Origin of the sequence: Paenibacillus agri (assembly GCF_013359945.1) — a bacterium.
In the GTDB taxonomy this organism is placed as follows: domain Bacteria; phylum Bacillota; class Bacilli; order Paenibacillales; family Paenibacillaceae; genus Paenibacillus_AQ; species Paenibacillus_AQ agri.
The window spans coordinates 278200-297634 of record NZ_JABWCS010000221.1 but is presented as its reverse complement, the minus strand read 5'-3'; the positions used below and the strand labels follow the sequence as shown (position 1 = coordinate 297634).

15 protein-coding genes are annotated in these 19435 nt (G+C 53.3%); 1 reads left to right on the top strand and 14 read right to left on the bottom strand.

The genetic code is table 11. The features are described from left to right. Positions 1–11: 11 nt before the first annotated feature. The 4 genes from HPT30_RS28055 to HPT30_RS28040 all read right to left on the bottom strand — a co-directional run bounded on the left by HPT30_RS28055 (position 12) and on the right by HPT30_RS28040 (position 6824). Complete coding sequence (locus HPT30_RS28055; protein ID WP_175374553.1) at positions 12–1217, bottom strand: Ger(x)C family spore germination protein; 1206 nt, start codon at positions 1215–1217, stop codon at positions 12–14. Continuing rightward, complete coding sequence (locus HPT30_RS28050; RefSeq protein ID WP_175374552.1) at positions 1210–2883, bottom strand: spore germination protein; 1674 nt, start codon at positions 2881–2883, stop codon at positions 1210–1212. The genes HPT30_RS28055 and HPT30_RS28050 overlap by 8 nt, the downstream gene beginning before the upstream one ends. A gap of 153 nt (positions 2884–3036) precedes the next feature. After that, entirely contained in the window at positions 3037–3873 is an 837-nt protein-coding gene (gene dapF / locus HPT30_RS28045) for a diaminopimelate epimerase (protein ID WP_175374551.1), read from the bottom strand. Positions 3874–4004: 131 nt separating this feature from the next. Beyond that, complete coding sequence (locus HPT30_RS28040; protein ID WP_175374550.1) at positions 4005–6824, bottom strand: calcium-translocating P-type ATPase, SERCA-type; 2820 nt, start codon at positions 6822–6824, stop codon at positions 4005–4007. A gap of 193 nt (positions 6825–7017) precedes the next feature. On the opposite strand from HPT30_RS28040, the gene HPT30_RS28035 reads away from it, so the two are divergent. Beyond that, on the top strand, positions 7018–8862 hold the full coding sequence (locus HPT30_RS28035) for an Rqc2 family fibronectin-binding protein (protein ID WP_175374549.1): 1845 nt from the start codon (positions 7018–7020) through the stop codon (positions 8860–8862). A 174-nt stretch (positions 8863–9036) separates the two neighbouring features. On the opposite strand, the gene HPT30_RS28030 is transcribed toward HPT30_RS28035, so the two are convergent. The 10 genes from HPT30_RS28030 to HPT30_RS27985 form a co-directional block, all read right to left on the bottom strand. Continuing rightward, positions 9037–9927 (bottom strand): PHP domain-containing protein, encoded by an 891-nt coding sequence (locus HPT30_RS28030; protein ID WP_175374548.1) that lies wholly within the window; start codon positions 9925–9927, stop codon positions 9037–9039. A 50-nt stretch (positions 9928–9977) separates the two neighbouring features. Next, positions 9978–10877, bottom strand: a complete 900-nt coding sequence (locus HPT30_RS28025) for a selenium metabolism-associated LysR family transcriptional regulator (RefSeq protein ID WP_175374547.1) — start codon at positions 10875–10877, stop codon at positions 9978–9980. A gap of 95 nt (positions 10878–10972) precedes the next feature. Further along, positions 10973–11410 carry a hypothetical protein gene (locus HPT30_RS28020; RefSeq protein ID WP_175374825.1) on the bottom strand — a complete coding sequence of 146 codons (438 nt, stop codon included), beginning with the start codon at positions 11408–11410 and terminating at the stop codon, positions 10973–10975. 156 nt (positions 11411–11566) lie between these two features. Next, complete coding sequence (locus HPT30_RS28015) at positions 11567–12526, bottom strand: GGDEF domain-containing protein (RefSeq protein ID WP_175374546.1); 960 nt, start codon at positions 12524–12526, stop codon at positions 11567–11569. Between the two features lie 206 nt (positions 12527–12732). Further along, positions 12733–12996, bottom strand: a complete 264-nt coding sequence (locus HPT30_RS28010) for a YlbG family protein (protein ID WP_066372879.1) — start codon at positions 12994–12996, stop codon at positions 12733–12735. Positions 12997–13031: 35 nt separating this feature from the next. After that, positions 13032–13472, bottom strand: coding sequence for a YlbF/YmcA family competence regulator (locus HPT30_RS28005; protein ID WP_175374545.1), 441 nt, complete (start codon positions 13470–13472; stop codon positions 13032–13034). A 10-nt stretch (positions 13473–13482) separates the two neighbouring features. After that, complete coding sequence (locus HPT30_RS28000) at positions 13483–15753, bottom strand: helicase-associated domain-containing protein (RefSeq protein WP_175374544.1); 2271 nt, start codon at positions 15751–15753, stop codon at positions 13483–13485. Beyond that, positions 15750–17441, bottom strand: coding sequence for a DNA repair helicase XPB (locus tag HPT30_RS27995; RefSeq protein ID WP_246317496.1), 1692 nt, complete (start codon positions 17439–17441; stop codon positions 15750–15752). The genes HPT30_RS28000 and HPT30_RS27995 overlap by 4 nt, the downstream gene beginning before the upstream one ends. A gap of 116 nt (positions 17442–17557) precedes the next feature. Further along, positions 17558–17989: a CBS domain-containing protein gene (locus tag HPT30_RS27990; RefSeq protein WP_175374542.1), complete on the bottom strand. Its 432-nt coding sequence runs from the start codon at positions 17987–17989 to the stop codon at positions 17558–17560. Between the two features lie 59 nt (positions 17990–18048). Continuing rightward, a complete protein-coding gene (locus HPT30_RS27985) occupies positions 18049–19230 on the bottom strand; it encodes a M20 family metallopeptidase (RefSeq protein WP_175374541.1) in 1182 nt (393 codons plus the stop codon). Positions 19231–19435: the final 205 nt, after the last annotated feature.

The following is a 19435-nucleotide window of genomic DNA, read 5'->3' as shown; positions in this document are numbered from 1 at the left end:
CTTAATCCGGACTAATTTGCCTGAAAAGAGCTACTGCGCATATCTGTATGTCTGATCACTGCATCAATCTCATACTTGACCCGGCATTTTTTGAATATTTGCTCCCAATGATTCTCTACCATCTTCCAGCCCTTCTTGTTGTCTCTCTTCACGGCTTCCCCAAAGCCCAGAAAATCACTATTCATCCTACGGGCTGCTGTCAGCGCCGCCGTTAGTTGTTTCTCAGTTTCTTGCTGCAATAACTTTGAGAGGTCGTTCAACACCTTGGGATTAGTGAGGTCTAAATTATTGGGAGATTCCTTCAGGCCTGCCTGCTGGGTGATTTTAATCGTGATCAGCGGATCTTCGGGATTGTCCGCCTCTGCCTCGACCTTGACTTGTGACAGGTAGACACTAAACGACACGTAGTTTCCCTTCCCGCTTTTGACCAACAGCGGCATCTGTGAGATTTTGTTCTTCAACAATGCCGTGCCAACAGCTTCGCTGCCTTCGAGCCAACCCACTAGTTTGTCTGCTTTAAAAGCGGCAATACCCGTCACCTTCAATGTTGCTTTTGGAGCAATGCTTTTTAAATTGTCATTGGTATCAGACTTCTTCTCATCCCCGGAGACCAGTACACCATTGATGAGCGGGCCTCCGCCCGGAATTTGAAGCCCCCGGACCACATCGTCTACTTCCATTCTGAAATTGTAGCCAAACTGCCTGGAGGTAGTCTCCAGCTTCTCCACCAGATCATTAGCAGGAATCTTGCTGAACACCGTCATTGTCGTCAAACTGTCCTTTGCTGTCTGCCCTTTGGAGATGAACATAAAACTCGTCAGGCGCGTCTCACTATCCCTTTCCAGTACGTCCATAATATCTTTGATCCCTTCCCTCCCGAACTTCTCGGAAATGACCAGTACCCGGACATGGCCAAGCGACAGAAAACGAGCGGTCTGACGGGAAGCATTGGCAAGGGCTTCGAACATGGAGCGCCCTCTGCCGGTATAGACTGCAACGGGCGAGGTGCTCCGGGCGTTTTTCCCAGAAATCTCATCTGCGACGACCACCTGAAAGGATAGTTCGTATTTCTCCTCCTCTGATGGCCCCCTGTCAATAGCTACTCCGGTGACTACAGCCCTCCGGTTCAGCTCCACACTGTCCCAGCAGCCCGTCAGCCCGAGTATTGCGATGCAACATAGTGCTGCCACTGTCCCTCGCAGGAATTTTCTATTCATGCTGATCTCTTCCTTCCATGGGGCCGGTTGTCTCGGCATGCTCCTCCGGAATCTTGGGTGAGAGATTCTCCTCATGCCCGCTGGTGATCTTCTTGCCCGACGGAACGGATACCCTCGTCGTGTGCCGTGATTTGCTCGCTCCCTTAGCCCACAGTGGAAGTCTTAAAATAGTGTCTTTGCGGGATTTTAATGAAGGTGGAACGATCGGCGACAGATAAGGAATGCCGAAAGAACGCAGACTGTTCATATGTGCAACCAGGACAATCATACCTAGTGTGATCCCGAAGAAACCGAACATCCCGGCGAGAAACAGAAAGACGAAACGGATTAGTCTACCCGCAATCGACATATTGTAGGCGGGAATAGCGAAGCTTGCGATCCCCGTCAAGGCGACCACGATGACCATTACCGGTGTAATGATTCCTGCCTCCACCACGGCCTGGCCAAGAATCAAGGCCCCGACAACAGACACCGTCTGCCCTACTGCACGAGGCATACGCACCCCTGCTTCCCTTAGAATTTCAATGGCTCCTTCCATCAACAATGCCTCTACAAAAGCTGGGAAGGGAACGTTCTCTCGCTGGGCCAGAAGGCTGATCAGTAGCGTGGTCGGTATCATTTCATAGTGATAGGTAGTAAGGGCGATGTATACGGCTGGTCCAAGCATCAGCACGATAAAACTGATATACCGGATAATGCGCATCAACAGGGAAATATCAAACCGCTGGGCATAATCGTCAGAGGATTGAAAGAACTGGGTAAAAACCGCTGGTAGTACCAGAATAAATGGCGTGCCGTCCACGATCAGCACCACACGTCCCTCCAGCAAATTTGCTACTGCGGAATCGGGCCGCTCCGTATTGTAGATCGTCGGAAATGGCGTAAAAGTCTTGTCCTGAATAAGCTCTTCGATATACCCTGATTCCAGTACTGCGTCGATCTTGATCCGGTTCAGCCGCAATTTGACCTCAGCCAGCAGCTTGTCATCCACTGTGTCCTGAATATACATCAAGGCCACATAGGTTTGAGTAACACTGCCGATCTTCATATATTCCAGCCTGAGCTTAGACGATTTGATTCTCCTCCGGATAAGCGATACATTTGTAGCAACCGACTCTACAAAACTGTCTTTGGGACCCCGCACCACTAGCTGGGAACTTGGCTCACCGACAGCGCGCCACTCTCCACCCGTCGTCTCGCAGGAAATCACTGCTGAATAGCCGTCAAGCAGGATCAGTGTCTCTCCCGAGAGAAGGGCCAGCAGTGCATCGTTCCACACTTCCATCCTGCTTGCCTGCCCGATCTCCAAGGCTCGATTCAGGATATAGTCCGGTAGATTCGTGCTCCCTCCCTTACCATCCCTGAAATTGTCAACTGAGACCTCCAGCAGAGAACCGATCACAAACTGGTTGACGCTGTCCGAATTCGCGAGTTCGCTGAAATGAACAGCCGCTGCTTTGACGGGTACCATTCCAGGGAGAAGAACGTGGCGGATTTTGAGATCCGGGCTGTTGCCGAGCTCGTTTCTAATATTGTCCAACGTCTCGTCAAGTACAGCGCTGAGTCCGGATGTGCCACTGCCATTCTCATTTCCTGCATTTGAAGAGCCTGCCGGCGATTTCCTCCCGCCGTCACTACTGCGCCAGAATCTGCCGTTTCTGTTCACCGTGGACTCCTCCTTTCTCACACTGGAGCTTATTATTCACGGCAGGCTCTTCCATTATTCGGCTGATTTCCGGCTGTAGCATGACAAAAAAGCCGTCACAATGCGTGACGGCTTGGCTTACGGCTTGACTCATATGGTTGTTTAGCGGTTCCCTTATACTTCAACTGTCCCTGTATACACCACTTCAGCAGGACCTGTCATATATACATGATTGTCTTCTTCATTCCATTCGATAAAGAGATCCCCGCCCTTGAGACTGATCCAGGCCGATCTGTCGGTCAGACCATTCAGCACAGACGATACAAGTGTCGCACAGGCTCCGGTCCCACAGGCCAGTGTCGGTCCGGCACCACGTTCCCAGACCCGCATATCTACGCGGCCCCGATCGAGAACAGTTGCGAATTCCACATTGACTTTTCGCGGAAAGAGCGGATGCACTTCCAGCTTTGGTCCCCAGGTCGCCAGGTCAAAGGACACCGCATCTTCCACGTAAATTACACAGTGTGGATTACCCATAGACACCGCAGTGAATTTGAATGCCTCCCCTTCCGTTTCAAGCGGCTGGTTCAGTACAGGCTCCGCATCAATAGCAACCGGAATTTGGAGACCGGACAGTACCGGCTCGCCCATATCCACAGTTACAGTCTCGACTATGCCGTCCTTAACCTTCAATGTAACTTTCTGCTCACCTGCACCAATAGTCTCAATGACGATTTCCTCTGAGTTCACGAGGCCATGATCATATACATATTTAGAGACGCAGCGGATCGCGTTACCGCACTGTTCCGCTTCCGATCCATCCGAGTTCATAATACGCATCATATAATCCCCGCGCTGGGAGGGCAGGATGAACACCAGTCCGTCAGCTCCGATCCCGAAGAACCGGTTGCAGAGCGTTACAGCCAGCTCAGAGGCATTGGCAGGCAGCTCCTGTTCTCCATAGACGATAATAAAGTCGTTGCCGAGTCCGTGCATTTTAGTAAATTCCATATTCTAGTCACTCCTTGAGAGATATGCTTGTCATAATGGGCCGTATAGACTAGTGCCGATGTCCAGCACACCAAGATACAGGCCTTAGCTGCAACAAGCATACCGTAAGGAATGTGCTTATGCTATTGACTTTATGCCGAAATTTTTGTACTTTTTATCACCGGACGACCGCCTCTGTTCATGCTGTGACGGTTGCGTCTGCCACCCCATACGCTGCCTGCTCCCATAAGGAAGGTAGGAATGCCGGCGGCTACCAGTACCAGGCACCATTCGCGGAAGTTCAGTGGCACTGTCTTGAACACCGGTTGCAGTACCGGCAAGTACATGACGGCTAGCATCAGAATAATGGAAGATAATACGGCCAACACAAGATACTTGTTCTGGAACGGATTCCGATGAAATACGGAACGGGAGCTGCGGCAGTCGAACACGTGGAACAGTTGGGCCATAACTAATGTAGCAAAAGCAACCGACTGCGCCAGAATCAGTTGATCCGGATTCTCCGGCGCGATACGCAGCGTCAGCCAGAAAGCTCCCAGCGTGCACAAACCGATCAGCAGGCCACGGCTGATAATCTTCCAGCCGAGGCGGCGGGCAAAGATATTCTCTTTGGCGCCGCGTGGCTTGTGCTCCATAAGATCCTTCTCCGGCTGATCGACGCCTAGTGCCATGGCCGGCAACCCGTCCGTGACGAGATTGACCCACAGAATCTGAATCGGCACGAGCGGCAGCGGCAGTCCTAACATCATGGCAAAGAACATCGTCAGAATCTCCCCGACATTGGAAGCCAGCAGATAACGGATAAACTTGCGAATGTTCTCATAGATGTTCCGGCCTTCTTCAATGGCTGCTACAATCGTGGAGAAGTTATCATCACCAAGAATCAGCGAGGAAGCCTCCTTGGTCACATCCGTTCCGGTAATCCCCATGGAAATCCCGATATCCGCCGCCTTGATAGCAGGGGCGTCATTGACTCCGTCCCCAGTCATAGCTACGACGTGGCCATGTCGCTGCAGCGATTTGACGATCCGCAGCTTGTGTTCCGGCGACACGCGGGCGTATACAAACACGTTGTCTGACACTTTATCCAGTTCATCATCATCCATCCGGCTGAGCTGACTGCCAGTCAGCACCGTGCCGCCCCGCTGTAGAATACCGAGCTGATGGGCAATGGCTTCCGCCGTCGTCCCGTGATCTCCGGTAATCATAACCGTTTTAATCCCTGCCCGGCGAGTGATACTGATCGCATCGCGCACTTCACGGCGCGGCGGATCGATCATCCCCGCCAGACCTACGAAGATAAGCTGGGATTCCGCTTCCTTGTCCTCACCCACGACCTCATTGGGACGCAGATCACGGTACGCCATGGCCAGCACCCGCAGTGCGCCTGAAGCCATAGCTTCATTGGCATCCATTACTTTCTGGCGCAGTGTCGGTGTGCAAGGAACTACCGCGCCCTCCCAGAGTAAGTAGGAGCAGCGGTTAAGCAGCACATCAGGTGCGCCTTTGGTGCAAACCATACGACCACCGGGGTGCTCTACTACAACGGACATCAGTTTGCGCTCTGAATCGAACGGAAATTCCTTCTCGCGCGTATATGTCCCCGCCAGAAACTGCGGAGTTAGCCCCATCTTCGAAGACAGTGCAACCAAGGCCCCTTCCGTCGGGTCGCCCTTCAGCTCCCATACTGCCTGGCCTTGCTGTTCCTTATCACTGTCGTTGTCCTTGCCTTTTTTACGCTTACCCTGGTCTTCGGGGAAAGTTTCTACGATTTCCGCGTTATTGCAAAGTGCGCTTACCTGAAGCAGACGGCGCAGACTCTGATCATTCTTAAGCTCAACGGCACGACCCTTCAGTAAAATCTGACCGGTTGGTGAATAGCCCTCTCCAGTGACCTCCAGACTGCGTCCACCACTCCAGACCTGGGTCACGGTCATCTTGTTCTGGGTCAGCGTACCGGTCTTATCGGAGCAGATCACTGAGGCGCAGCCCAGTGTCTCCACCGACGGCAGCTTGCGCACAATAGCCTTGCGCTTAATCATACGCTGAACGCCCAGCGCCAGCGCAATCGTGACAATAGCCGGCAAGCCTTCGGGAATGGCGGCAACTGCAAGACTGACACCGGCCAGGAACATCGCTGTGGCAGGTTGTCCGTGCATAATGCCTGCCAGCACCACCACAATGGTTAGACCGAGCGCAACATAGATGAGAATCTTGCCGAGCTGCTCCAGCCGATGCTGAAGTGGCGTCTCCTGGGCGTCCGTGTTCTGGATCAGATCAGCGATCTTACCCATCTCTGTATCCATCCCGGTCCGTACCACGATGGCCTTGCCCGTCCCACGCGTGACCATAGTTCCCATGAAGCCGATATTCTTCTGATCGCCCAGCGGAATTTCTTCAGCATGAATCGGCTGCGAATGCTTGGACACCGGCAGGGATTCCCCGGTAAGTGCAGATTCCTCCACATAGAGCGCGCTGCATTCCAGCCAGCGGACATCTGCCGGAATCCGGTCTCCACTCTCCAGCAGGAGGATATCACCGGGCAACAGCATTTTGGCGGGAAGGGTCTGACTTTTGCCATCGCGAATGACCTTCGCTGTGGGCGCTGACAATTGCTTCAGCGCCCGCAAGGAGCGTTCAGCCCTGAATTCCTGCACGAAGCCCAGCACCCCGTTAAGCAGAATAATCGCAATAATAGTGATCGCATCCAGATACTCCCCGAGCAGGCCCGAGATAAACGTTGCCCCCATCAGGACAAGCACCATGAAGTCCTTAAATTGATTCAGCAGCAATGTCAGCGGAGATATGGCCTTGCCTTCGGTCAGCTCGTTGTAGCCGTTCTCCTTGCGCCTTTCCGTAGCCTCCTCCTCTCGGAGTCCGGTCTGCGGCTGAACACCGAAGATTTTCTGCAGTTCCTCTGCACCGAGCCGGTGCCAACTGTTTTGTTCCATGTCTTTTCTTTCCCCTCCCGGTCGTTTCTTGACTTCCGGCGGCGCACAGCTTTTCCACCTGTTCATGACCAAGTCTATTCAGGGTCGTCCCAAAATATCACCCTGCGAACTTCTCCTTTTGCACGAAGACCGCGAAGTGTGGCATCATAGAGGGATAACAATTTCAATTTTATGGCGACAGGAGATCTATATCATGGCATTGGACGGCATCGTTACCCGGGCTATCGTGCAGGAATTGCAAGCCTTTACAGGTGCACGCATAGGCAAAATATATCAACCCACCACTCATGACCTCATCTTTATTCTGAGAGGACAGGGAGGCGGCGGAAAGCTGCTTCTATCTGCGAACCCCACCTATCCCCGTCTGCATCTCACGGAGAGAAACAGCATAAATCCACCCGAAGCGCCAATGTTCTGCATGCTAATGCGTAAACATTGCGAGGGCGGGACTATAGAAAGTATCACCCAGGTGGGTATGGAGCGGATTATCCATATCCACATTAAGCAGAGAGATGAGCTTGGTGATGTGTCCGCCAAAAAAATCATCATCGAGCTGATGGGCAGACACAGCAACATCATTCTCACAGACATGAACGGCACAATTATAGACGGCATTCATCATGTTACGCCTTCGATCAGCAGCTACCGGATCATTATGCCGGGCTTCGCTTATACTGAGCCGCCTCAACAGCACAAGCTAAATCCTCTGGAACTTGGTCGTCAGGAATTTCTGGAGCTGGTCGCTTCAGCCGAGAGAGACGCCGCCCTTCAGGTCACTGATAGTGATGAAACCGAGTCTGACGAACTCTCGCAAGCTCCGCAAAAAGACGGTTCGGGCGGACCTGCACCTTCCGCCGACCCTATCGGTTGGATCGTGCATGCCTTTAGCGGCCTCAGCCCACTTGTCGCAGGCGAGATCGTGCATCGCTATCATCAAACCACTGATACAGTAGCAGCGGGTACATCAGAAGCTGAGCGCTTATGGGACGCCTTTAATTCGGTCATGGAACCGGTACGGAATTTTACGTTCTCACCAATCTCCGGGGCCAATGCAAGAGGTAAGCTGATCTTCTCAGCCATCCCGCTCACTCTCTCTGATGAACAGGCGAAGCACTATGAATCCATGAGCCAGTGCATGGAAGACTATTATGGGGACAAAGCTGAACGGGATACCGTCAAGCAGCGGGTCAGCGACCTCATCCGCTTCCTGAGCAACGAACGGACGAAAAATGTCAAGAAGCTGGCGAAGCTGCAGGAGGATCTGGAGGAAGCTCAGGAGGCAGACCGCTACCGGATTTGGGGCGAGCTGCTGTTCGCTTCACTGCATGCAGTATCCAAGGGTGATAAGCAGGCGGTGCTGGTCAACTACTATGACGAGGATCAGGCAGAGATTACAATACCGCTTGACCCGCTCCTGAACCCTTCGGACAATGCACAGCGCTTCTTCAAGAAGTATAACAAGTATAAGAACAGCTTGCTGGTCATTGACGAGCAATTGATCAAAACACACGAAGAGATCGCCTACATGGAGAGCCTGCTGCAGCAGCTCGACCACGCTTCGCTGAATGATATCGAAGAGATCCGCGACGAGCTGGTGGGACAGGGATATCTGCGGGATCGTAGCAAGAAAGGCAAGAAGAAGAAAAAAGCGACCCGCCCTACCCTTCAGGTGTTCACTTCTTCAGAAGGTATTGACATCTATGTCGGCAAAAACAATCTGCAGAACGAGTACCTCACGAACCGGCTGGCCTCATCAAACGATACTTGGCTGCACACCAAGGATATACCCGGTTCGCACGTCGTTATCCGCAGCGATAGCTTCGGGGATGCTACGCTGGAAGAGGCTGCTCAATTGGCTGCGTATTTTAGCCAGGCCAAGCAATCGAGCAGTGTCCCCGTAGATTGCACTCTGATCCGCCATGTGCGCAAACCGAGTGGCTCCAAGCCGGGGTATGTCATCTATGATCATCAAAAGACCCTGTTTGTGACCCCGGTAGAGGACATGATCAAGAGCCTGCCAAATACACTGAGAAGCTAATTGTAAGAGATGCATATGTAAAGATTCTCAAGAAACAGCGCATGTCATAAAAAATAGAGCCTCCTGCCATCTTCCGACATTATCCGGATGGGCGGGAGGCTCTTCTATTTATTGCGTATGACCCCGGCTGTAGCAGGAGCCAGGGAATTCTTTTACCATGAACATGCTCAGGTTCTAACTTCTACCCAGCTGATCCAGTACATCCACAGGGACGTTGACACTACCGAGTTCACCGTGAAAGACAACACCCTGACGCTCGCCATGGAAATCCGAGCCCCCGGTCACTGCTAGACTATAGTCCTGTGCCATCGTCAAATAACGATCTTCTTCCTGGCGGCCATGATCCGAATGATAGACTTCGATACCGGTAAAAGTTCCTTTCTGCAGAATGCTATGTACTAGTTCATCATCACCGTAAAGTCCCGGATGAGCCAGCACGGCCTTGCCGCCGGCTTCACCGATCCATGCACAGGCCTCTTCCGGGGAAATACGCGGCGGTGAGACAAAGGCCAGAGCTCCTTCAGCCAAATACTTATCAAAGGCCTCCCGCATATTCTGCACAACGCCCAGCCTTACCAGTTCATCGGCAATATGCGGACGCCCAACACTCTCATCTGGACGCAGCTCTCGCCGGGTTCCCGCCACTACCTTTTCCAAAGTAATCTCAATGCCCAGCTCTCGCAGCTTGCCCACAATCTGTTCATTACGCCGGTCACGGGTCTCTCTAAGTCCAGCCAATCGAGAGAGGAATCTTTCATCGCCCGGATCAACATAATAACCCAATATGTGGATATCCTTGCCACCGGCACGAGTACTGATTTCCACGCCCGGCACCACCGTGATCCCATACTCCTTCCCTGCCTGAAGCGCTTCCGTAATGCCTGCCACGGTATCGTGATCCGTAATCGCTACCGCGCCAAGCCCTTTCTCCCAAGCCAGTCTAACATTCTCTGCCGGCGGCTGCATGCCATCCGAAGCCTGTGTATGCGTATGCAGATCACATCGACTCGCAAGTGTCGAACGCTCCGCCGCCTTGTCTTCATTATGCTTTATATCATTTTCCATACTGCCACTCCGTTCCAGGGTTATAAGTTCCTGCTAATCTAGTATTCCCGTCATTGTTCGCCAGCATGCTCCCGCAAAAAAGTCAGGAACGTGACTGCCGAGATCGGCAACAACGTTGATTTGAGATGGATCGCATAGAACTGCCTTTTAAAGGACGCGTCCGAGATATTCACAATTTTCAACAGACCCAGCGTGACTTCATGCTTCACCGAGGAGGTGGAGATCATCGTGATACCGAGTCCAGCTTCCACTGCTGACTTCACAGCTCCAGTGCTGCCCAGCTCCATTACAATTTTCATCGATGAGGGTTCGAGGCCTTTGGCCAGAAGCTGTTCCTCCATGACACGGCGTGTCCCAGAGCCCTGCTCACGTAATATAAATGGATAGGCCAACGCTTCCGCTAGTGTGACCTCTTCCCTTGCAGCCAGCGGATGACCACGATGTACAATCAGCTTCAGCTCATCACCCAAAACAGGCTCAATCACCATATCTGGATGATTCACCGGGGCTTCAATCAGACCGAAATTCAACTGATGCTTCGTAATCTCCTCTATGATCTGCGTGGTGTTGATCACTTTCATCATGATGGAGATGTGGGGATATTCCTTGGCAAAAGGACCCAGTAACCGGGGCAGGACATATTCCCCGATAGTCAGGCTGGCGCCAAGCTGGAGCCGTCCCTCCAGCATATGAGTGAATGCCGACATCGCCTGATCGGTCTCACGCATAAGTTCAAGGCTACGTAGCGCATAGGGTATGAGCGTCTGCCCTGCTTCGGTCAGCATTATTTTTTTGGTGGAGCGATTGAACAGTTTCGTGCCAAAATAGTCCTCGAGCGCCTGCACCTGCATGGTGACCGCAGGCTGTGTCATATGCAGCGTCTGTGCAGCCGCTGAGAAGCTGCCCCGTTCGGACACGGTATAAAAAATATGCAGCTGATGAAAATTCATGCTTGCAACTCCTTCGTCCATGCTGATTCTGTCCTGCTGGCAGGTTATAAAAAGGACATGCGGCTTACGCCGCATGCCCCCTGCTTCTGTACCCGCTATTTTCGTTTACGGCTTTTTCGGGCCAGCTGCATGCGGCGGGAATGACGCAGCCATGAATAGTACTGCTGCAAGTCCCGCAGCTCCGGAGCTTTCGAAAGAGCGCCAAGAAACGAAATGACGTTCATGATATACAACGGATGACCGGAGACGGTTCGTTCACCCTCCAGCGCCGTGAATTCGGCAATGATCACCACGTCGTCATCAATAAGGTACGCGCTCTGCTCACTGCCGGAATAAGCTCTCATCCGCTTCTGCTTCAGACACTGCCATAACCAGGCAGATATCTGACCAGGGTCGGCAGCCTCTTCGCTAATCCGGTCCAGGTAGCGGCTTCTTGCATGATTCGTGATCACAATATCTGCGACCCTGTAGTCATTCAGCATGATGTGGAAGGGCTCATAGGTGCCCCACCGTTCCGTACCCTTGTCGCGCATCATCATCACACTCCACCGTCTAGGCATGCACTTATTGTTGTCATCTTACCTCATTTGCTGCAGCTTGCACAAGCATCCTTGACCTCTGTTGTGGAGAATGGCTCACGCCCTGTAATATATCTTATACCGTGACTGGTGTTCCTTCTCACCCTAAAGCTACTTTAAATGTACAGGCTCTGCATCATCGACATAGCAGCTGCCAGGCACCAGTTTGCATTTTTTCTTGATACGTGCGGCTTCCCCGGCAATATCCTCAATGGAATCAAACTGCCGGAACCGGTTAGTTACCACCGCAACAGATATGGACACCAGCGGAATTTCCCCGATAACCCCCGAGCGATCCTCTGTCAGAACATATTTCTGAGCCAGATGCTGTGCATGATAGAAATCTTTAATCGCTAAATCGAACTCTTCTATGAGGATTCTACAAGCCTCGGTATAGTGATGGTTGTCTATGATAACGATAAAATCGTCTCCGCCGATATGACCCAGAAAACCCTCCAGACGCAGCGCACAGTGCTTCGCAATCTCGGCGGTTACCTGAATCATCCGATCGCCTTCCTTGAAGCCATATGTATCGTTATAGGCCTTAAAGTGGTCAAGGTCAATATAGAGCACACTAAACCGCTCCTGATGCAGGCATTTGACCAGACATTCATTGATGCTCATATTGCCAGGCAGACCTGTTAACGGATTAAGAAAACTCGCCGCCATCGCCTGAATTTCGGCAAAATTCAGCAGCAGATCCCTGACGCTCACGGCGCCAAACATCCTTCCCTCGCGTGTAACGATGACATAGTCGTACAGATTCTCTACCTGCCGGTTCATGGCCAGCTTGCTCACTTCGGTGATCGGTGTCTTATATTCCACAATCAGCGGGTCCCTGTCCATCACCAGGGATACCGGTCTTCCCATATACAATGTATACCCGTACAAGGTACCAATCTGCTGATAGAATCGAATCCTCATAATCAGGGCCACCGGATAATCGTTGTCAGTCACGACCACTCCCTGAAGCTGGGGATCACTTTTGAAAATATGATCCACGGTCTCGCATTTACTGGCAGGAGAAATCTGCGTGATATGCTCCGCAATATCCCCTATCTGGAGCAACATATGTTCAAAACCTCCTCCCTAGGGTGACTTCCCCCAGCATACACAGGATATATTAAATCTAGATAAACTGTGTAAAAAGGACACAGCTCCCCGCCAATTAAAGACGGCAAGTTATTGTATCCCATAAAATCTTTGGCTGACGACCCAATAAACCTCTATCATCGTACAAAAAAACAGGCGCATAGCGCCTGTCCATATCACATCAGTTACAGCCCGTAATAACGGCTCTTGTCCGGTCCGTTGCTGGTATATTCGGTCTTCAGCTCGTTACGGTAAGAACGTTCGATCTTCCGTACGTAGGAAAGTCTGCGGACGTTCTTCATCACTTCCTCGGCCCGATCCGAATTAACATACATTACTGCATAATGCATCTTCCGGGACACATAATGCAATGTGCCGTATTTCTCCAGATTACGCGCCGCCTTAACGTCGCTGACCCAAACAATATATCCTGTACGTTCCGGAAACATAGTCTCATCCAACCTTTCTCTCTCTTCTGTTGACGCTATCCGCAGGAGCACTTCCCGCCGCTGCCACAGCCGCCGCCCTTCGGCGCCGGATCATTGCTTGGAACCTTGATGCTCTCCGATACGGAAAAAGCAATCGCTTCCGACATGGAATGCAGCATGTCATCCAGCGTCTTCTCGGCTGTCTTGAAGCGGACAACCTCCTCGAACTGTTCCAGCTCGGTTTCCACAGCCAGCACCTCATCCTTGGCAGAATGATAGTTAGGATGGAAATGCCCGAACCGCTGGGTCTCTTCGAATAGATCCTTCTTGCCTTGGAGCTTTCTAACCATAGCCTGGATCTGCGGGTTGGCATCAACCCGGCCCTTCCAGTATAGATAATCCGACACTTCAGCGGATTGATTAATCATATCGCCCAATTCATAGGCGTTTGTCAGCACTTCGGCCATGTCAACCGTGTTAATCTCCGCTACGCTCATGAACTTCAACTCACTTCTGTGTTAATGTTCTACCATCAGCAGTAGACTTTTCTATCATAACATAACCGGTTGCTCCAGCAGAAGAGGAATTTCTAGCGGCGGCTGGTAGAATAAGCTGTATTTCCTTCCACGCCGATGCTGTCAATTCCATTTCTTCCACTTCACGGCCCAGATTCCGCAGCAGATGACCGGTCACGCGCCATGGATTACGCTGGATACGGTGAGGAATGAAGTGACATTCCTGTTCCTGCAATGAAATACGCACCTTCACGCCCCAGCGCAATCCCTGCTCCATCACCTTCTCTGCTGTCGTGACATGATAGGCCCGCCATTCCCGGCTCCACATAGGTGGCACCTGCCCCTCATCCATGAGGAATGACGCTTCCAGCTCTGGATCAGCAAGAGGTAAATGGCGAAGCGGATTTCCCGTCACCGCAGACAACAGTCCCTGCTCCCAGGGCGGCACAACATAGGCCGCAGGGGTGTTTTCCCTTTCCCGGTGATACAGCGGCATCTCCGCCGCCTGCTCCGGCTCCCGCCCATTGATCGTTCCTTGCGGCGCGAGGCCTGCCTCCGCCAGCTCCTGGTGCACGTCCTTTTCTTGCTCCCGCTGCACCAGAAAATGCAGCGGACCAAGGCGGGTGAGCTTGTCCTGCAGCCGGGGATGGGCGGCGATCATCTCTGCTTCTACTTCACTGAGGCAGGACAGGAGCCGGACATCCTCTATGACTGTACGGCCGATCCCCCGGCCCCACTGCTCCAGTGAATACTCCACCTGCTCTGGGAGCCCACCGGGCGTATGGCCCTGCAGCCAGGAGATAACCTCTCCGGGCGGCATCCCCTGAACCGCGGCATGCTCCAGCATCTCCCGGGTCAGGCGGAAGCTCCAGAGCACATCGCACTGGAGCAGCTCTGCACAGGCTGCCAGCGTCCAGCGCATAGCATAAGGAACTTCGGGGGGCACCAGCACCTCGAAGTCGGGCTGGACAATAAAGGCAGCCGTCAGGGGCTGTTCTTCCGCTGCACCCGAAGGAGCTGGACGGGCGCCTTGAAGCGGTGCCTGTACAATAGAGGCAGCCGCCGGAGGCTCTTCTTCCGCAGCACCCATAGGAGCTGGCCGGATGCTTTGTAGCTGGGGCTTGGCGGCCGTCCAGCGGAAGCACAGCTCCCCGCTTTGCAAGCTGCCCAGCTCGGCCCAGCCAAAGCCGGCCAGAGCGCGCAGCCAAGCGAGACAGGCCGCTTCCAGAGCTGGCCGCTCAAGCAAGGCGGCGGGATTCATCGCCGCCAGCCAGTCCAGCACCCCGGCCAGAGCATACCACTGGCCGGGCAAAAAGTCCTGGCGGGAGATCAGCAGCCGGAAATGCTGCTGGACCGGCTCCCGGCTGCCGTAACGTTCGGCTGCCGTTTCGTACAGAATGCTGACCATCTGCGGCTCCGGCAGTTGCAGCCAGTTCCTCAGTACTTCCGGCTCCAGTATATAGCCCGTCTCCTGAGGGCTGATCAGCCCGAGGCTCAGCATGAGATCCACTATTACCGTCACAGCAAGAGGATAGGTACCAGTGGTTTGGCCTGCGGTCTGGCCTTTGCCTTGGCCTATCGCTTTACCCGTAGCCTGACCTTTAACTTGACCTGTGACTTGGTCTATAGCTTGATTGATTACTTGGTCTTTACCTAACCCTTGGTCTCGCCCACCTCTCTTTTCTTCAACCCGCCCTAGACCTAATGCTCGTCCTTGCTCTCGTGCTAATCCTGACCGTTGTCCTGGCCGTTGCAGTTGCTCATGCCCTCGTCCATGCCCAAGGCCTTGACCCAGGTCCAGACTAAGCGCTGTCAGGCCTTGCAGATGCTCGTCCCCAAATGACAGCTGTGCAGCAAGCCGGCTGACTTGCTTCTTGTGAATACTGCCCTTGGCCGTCACGGGCAGTCCTTCCCGGGCGGTGAACAGCAGCGCCCGGAACAGCTCACCGGACAGTCCCGGTCCGGCTTCCATCGACAGGCTTACATCACCGGCCGCAAGCGGAGCCGGGCTATAGGGGTAGAAGTGGAGTGACACGGCATCCAGTACCTCTGCCGGGATATGGTACAGCTTCTCCCCCCAAAGCTTCTGCCGGGCCATAAGCAGCCCGGCCCGGCGCAGCTCGGAGAGCGCCAGCCGCTGCTCCGCCCGGCTAAGATATGCAGGGCGCAGCTGCTCTTCTTTCCCCTCTTCGAAAGGCTGACCACCATACACAGCGCAGAGTCTGCCGAGCAGTTCCAGCGCATCGGGCGTCAAATCCTTCATGTTATCTCCTCCCCGGACTGTTGTTCGACCCGCACCTGATACTCGTAACCCTGCTCCGTCAGGAACATCCGGCGTTGCCGGGCAAATTCCTGCTCCCGGCTGTCCCCGGACACCAGCGTATAGAAATACGCCTTGTTCTCCCCTGCTTTTGGCCGCAGAATGCGCCCTAGACGCTGCGCCTCCTCCTGCCGGGACCCAAAAGCACCGGACACCTCAATAGCAACGGAAGCATCCGGCAGATTGACAGCAAAATTCGCGACTTTGGACACGATCAGCACGGGGAGGGTGCCTTCGTTGAATGCCGCGTACAGTTCCCCCCGCTCCCGCTGTGGGGTTTTCCCGGTAATGAGCGGCGCCCCCAGGGCAGCCGAGAACTGAGTCAGCTGGTCTAAATACTGTCCGATGACCAGAACACCCGCCCCCTGATGCGCCTCCAGCAGCCGGGAGGCCGCATCTATCTTGGCTGGATTCACAGCCGCAAGCCGGAACTTCTCCCTTTTCCCCGCATAGGTGTACTCCCTCCTCCATTCCGGATTCATCGGGACCAGCATTTCCGTACACTCCACAGAGGCGATCCAGCCCTGCTGCTCCAGCACCTTCCAGGGAAGCTCATAACGCTTCGGCCCGATCAGGGAGAACACATCCCCCTCTCGTCCATCTTCCCGCACAAGAGTTGCAGTCAGGCCCAGACGACGTGTAGCTTGAATATCTGCCGTCGCCCGGAACACCGGGGCTGGCAGAAGGTGAACCTCGTCGTAAATAATCAGTCCCCAGTTCCGTTCATTGAACAGACTCATATGAAGAAACGGTCCGCCTTTGGAACGGCGGTGGGTAAGAATCTGATAGGTGGCGACCGTTACCGGGCGCACCTGACGCTTTTCCCCCGAATATTCACCGATCTCAGCTTCCGTCAAATTCGTACACCGCTCTAACTCCTCAATCCACTGCCTGACAGAGGTGGTATTGGAGGTAAGAATCAGCGTCTCACATTGGAGAGCCTCCAGCACGGCCATGCCAACGACCGTTTTCCCGGCTCCGCAAGGCAGTACCACCACACCACTCCCCCCGCTGCCAACGGTACCCTGGAATTGTTTCACTGCTTCTTGCTGATAATTCCGCAGCCGGAATGGGATTCCGTGCTCTCCCTCATCTCGCCATTTTACCTGCAGCGCCTGTCCTTCATGGTATCCGGCATAATCGAGAACAGGATAGCCGAGCCGGGTCAGCTCCTGCTTCAAATCTCCCCGAAACACCGCCTTGCAGGATAAGTCCAGCGCTCCCATCCTACACAGCTCCATACCTTCCAGCCCCTTGCCCCCCATCAGCTCATCAAGCAGCAACGGATCTTCGCTTCTAAGGACGATATCCCGCGGATCTCGGGCTGAGCTGTGTAGTGTCAATTTTCCATACCGGGACAGCAGAAGCCTGATCTCCTCCTCTAATCCCGCTGGAATATCCCATCTGGAGAGCTTATGCAATTGTTCAATAATGTTATCGGCGGTAGCCCCAAGAGCCGCTGCATTCCACAGGGTCAAAGGTGTGATCTGGTAAGTATGATAAGCTGGCGGACTCTTGACCAACTCGGCGAACACTCCCAATTTCCGTCCTGCCGCCTGAGAGTTTGGATGAGCGCAATCCAACAGCACCGTTCGGTCCCTACGTACAATACAGGACCCTGTCTCATTCATGACCTTCCCTCCTCGCATTTAACTATTCTATGGTCAGTATGTACGCACTCTGCTGTCTGATTAACAGGAAAAAGCCCACCTCCGCGAACACGGACATGAGCTTCCTGTATGAGTATTTAATGCAAGGTCTGCTGTGAGATGCTGCTAAGCGCTTCTCCCGCTTCATCGGCAAAGATATTCCGTACGGCTAGGTCACCGATGGACACGATGCCGATCAGCTTCTTGCCGCTGACTACAGGCAGACGCCGAACCTGTCCTGCAGCCATAATTTCCGCAGCTTCATCTACCGAAGTATCCTCTGTCACCGTGCGCAGCTCCTTGCTCATCACCGTCTCTATAGCAGTGGAGCCTGAATGCTTAGCTGCATACCCCCGGATGACAAGATCACGGTCTGTAACTACACCGATCAATTGATCGCTGCCTTCTGAGTCGACAACGGGAATAAATCCGGTACCATTGTCTCTCATTTTGACAGCAACCTCATAAATATTATCCTTTAGGGTAACTGTCACTGGTCCCGCTGTCATGACTTCCTTGATTGTCTTCAACTGGAATCCCTCCTAAATCTCGCATATTTCGCGATTAGGTTGTCCAGCTGAGGACTGCATTATTCTTCAGTAATTTCTTTAAGCCGGGAATCCGTCATGGCAATGAGTAGCTTGATGCCGTGCAGCATAGCATCCTCGTCAAAATCAAATCGGCTGTGGTGATGCGGATATATGGCATCCTTGTCGGGATTACCGGCACCCACGAACATAAAGCAGCCAGGCACATGGTGCAAATAGTAGGCAAAATCCTCCGCTGGCATCAATTTCTCCAGCGTCACAACCTGAACCTCTTCACCCAGCGCTCCAGGTGCTGTTGACTTAAACCGGCTGAATTCCTGTTCGTCATTCACTAGCGGCGGGTAACCCGTCATGTACTCAATTTTCGCTTCGGCTCCATATGTAGCTGCGACGGCCAACGCTATCTCTTCAATTCTGCGCCGAATCAGCTGACGACTCTCATCGTCAAAGGTTCGAACCGTCCCTGTTATACGGCACTGCTCCGCAATAATATTTTGAGCGGTCCCGCCTTGAATGGTGCCCACAGTGACCACCGCAGGGCGCAGCGGATCAACAGACCGGCTAACGATGCTCTGGAGCTGTGTCACCAGGGCTGCAGCCGCAACGATGCTGTCTACCGCACGGTGCGGGATGCCGCCATGACCGCCTTTACCGTTGATGTTGATAAAGAACTCATCCGTGGACGCCATCAAAGGCCCCGGGGCGCTACCCACGGTTCCTACAGGCAGTGGTGTCCACAGATGCAGTCCGTAGACCGCGTCTGCCCCTTCCAGCACACCTTCGGCAATCATACCAACCGCACCGCCAGGACACACTTCCTCGGCAGGCTGGAAAAGAAAGCGGATCTCCCCCTCCAGTTCGCCGCGCCTGCTGCTGTAGTAGGCTGCTGCCCCTAGCAAAATTGCTGTATGCCCGTCATGACCACAGGCATGCATAACCCCGTTCTTAGTCGAGGCATATTCCACTTTGTTCTCTTCCTGTATCGGCAATGCATCCATATCCGCACGGAGTACAACAATCTTACCGGGCCGAGCCCCTTTTAGAATCCCTGTTAAGCCGTAACCTGAGGTACTTCTTCTGACTTCAATGCCGAAGCCTTCCAGCTTGGCCGCAACGTAAGACGATGTTTCCTTCTCCTGATATGACAGCTCAGGATGGCTGTGCAGATGACGGCGCCACTTCACCATATCGTTCATCAATGCTTCAACTGTTGGCTGCTTCATGCCTGCTCCATTCCCTTCCTAGACAACCGGGCCTGACAAGGAATGACAGCATACTACATTGCTGTCACCTTGCCTAAGCGGCTATATTTCTTCTATTGTAGCAGAAACCAAAAAAACTGGGTATGTATGGCTAAACCCTGTCTTGCAGAACCTCTGGAAACATACTATCATGAGAATGAACGTCTGTAAGCGGATAAACGAATTA

Coding starts and splice junctions, on each gene's coding strand:
- HPT30_RS28055 (WP_175374553.1), bottom strand. CDS start 1,217: ATGAATAGAAAATTCCTGCGAGGGACAGTGGCAGCACTATGTTGCATC.
- dapF (WP_175374551.1), bottom strand. CDS start 3,873: ATGGAATTTACTAAAATGCACGGACTCGGCAACGACTTTATTATCGTC.
- HPT30_RS28040 (WP_175374550.1), bottom strand. CDS start 6,824: ATGGAACAAAACAGTTGGCACCGGCTCGGTGCAGAGGAACTGCAGAAA.
- HPT30_RS28035 (WP_175374549.1), top strand. CDS start 7,018: ATGGCATTGGACGGCATCGTTACCCGGGCTATCGTGCAGGAATTGCAA.
- HPT30_RS28030 (WP_175374548.1), bottom strand. CDS start 9,927: ATGGAAAATGATATAAAGCATAATGAAGACAAGGCGGCGGAGCGTTCG.
- HPT30_RS28025 (WP_175374547.1), bottom strand. CDS start 10,877: ATGAATTTTCATCAGCTGCATATTTTTTATACCGTGTCCGAACGGGGC.
- HPT30_RS28020 (WP_175374825.1), bottom strand. CDS start 11,410: ATGCGCGACAAGGGTACGGAACGGTGGGGCACCTATGAGCCCTTCCAC.
- HPT30_RS28015 (WP_175374546.1), bottom strand. CDS start 12,526: ATGTTGCTCCAGATAGGGGATATTGCGGAGCATATCACGCAGATTTCT.
- HPT30_RS28010 (WP_066372879.1), bottom strand. CDS start 12,996: ATGTTTCCGGAACGTACAGGATATATTGTTTGGGTCAGCGACGTTAAG.
- HPT30_RS28005 (WP_175374545.1), bottom strand. CDS start 13,472: ATGAGCGTAGCGGAGATTAACACGGTTGACATGGCCGAAGTGCTGACA.
- HPT30_RS28000 (WP_175374544.1), bottom strand. CDS start 15,753: ATGAAGGATTTGACGCCCGATGCGCTGGAACTGCTCGGCAGACTCTGC.
- HPT30_RS27995 (WP_246317496.1), bottom strand. CDS start 17,441: ATGAATGAGACAGGGTCCTGTATTGTACGTAGGGACCGAACGGTGCTG.
- HPT30_RS27985 (WP_175374541.1), bottom strand. CDS start 19,230: ATGAAGCAGCCAACAGTTGAAGCATTGATGAACGATATGGTGAAGTGG.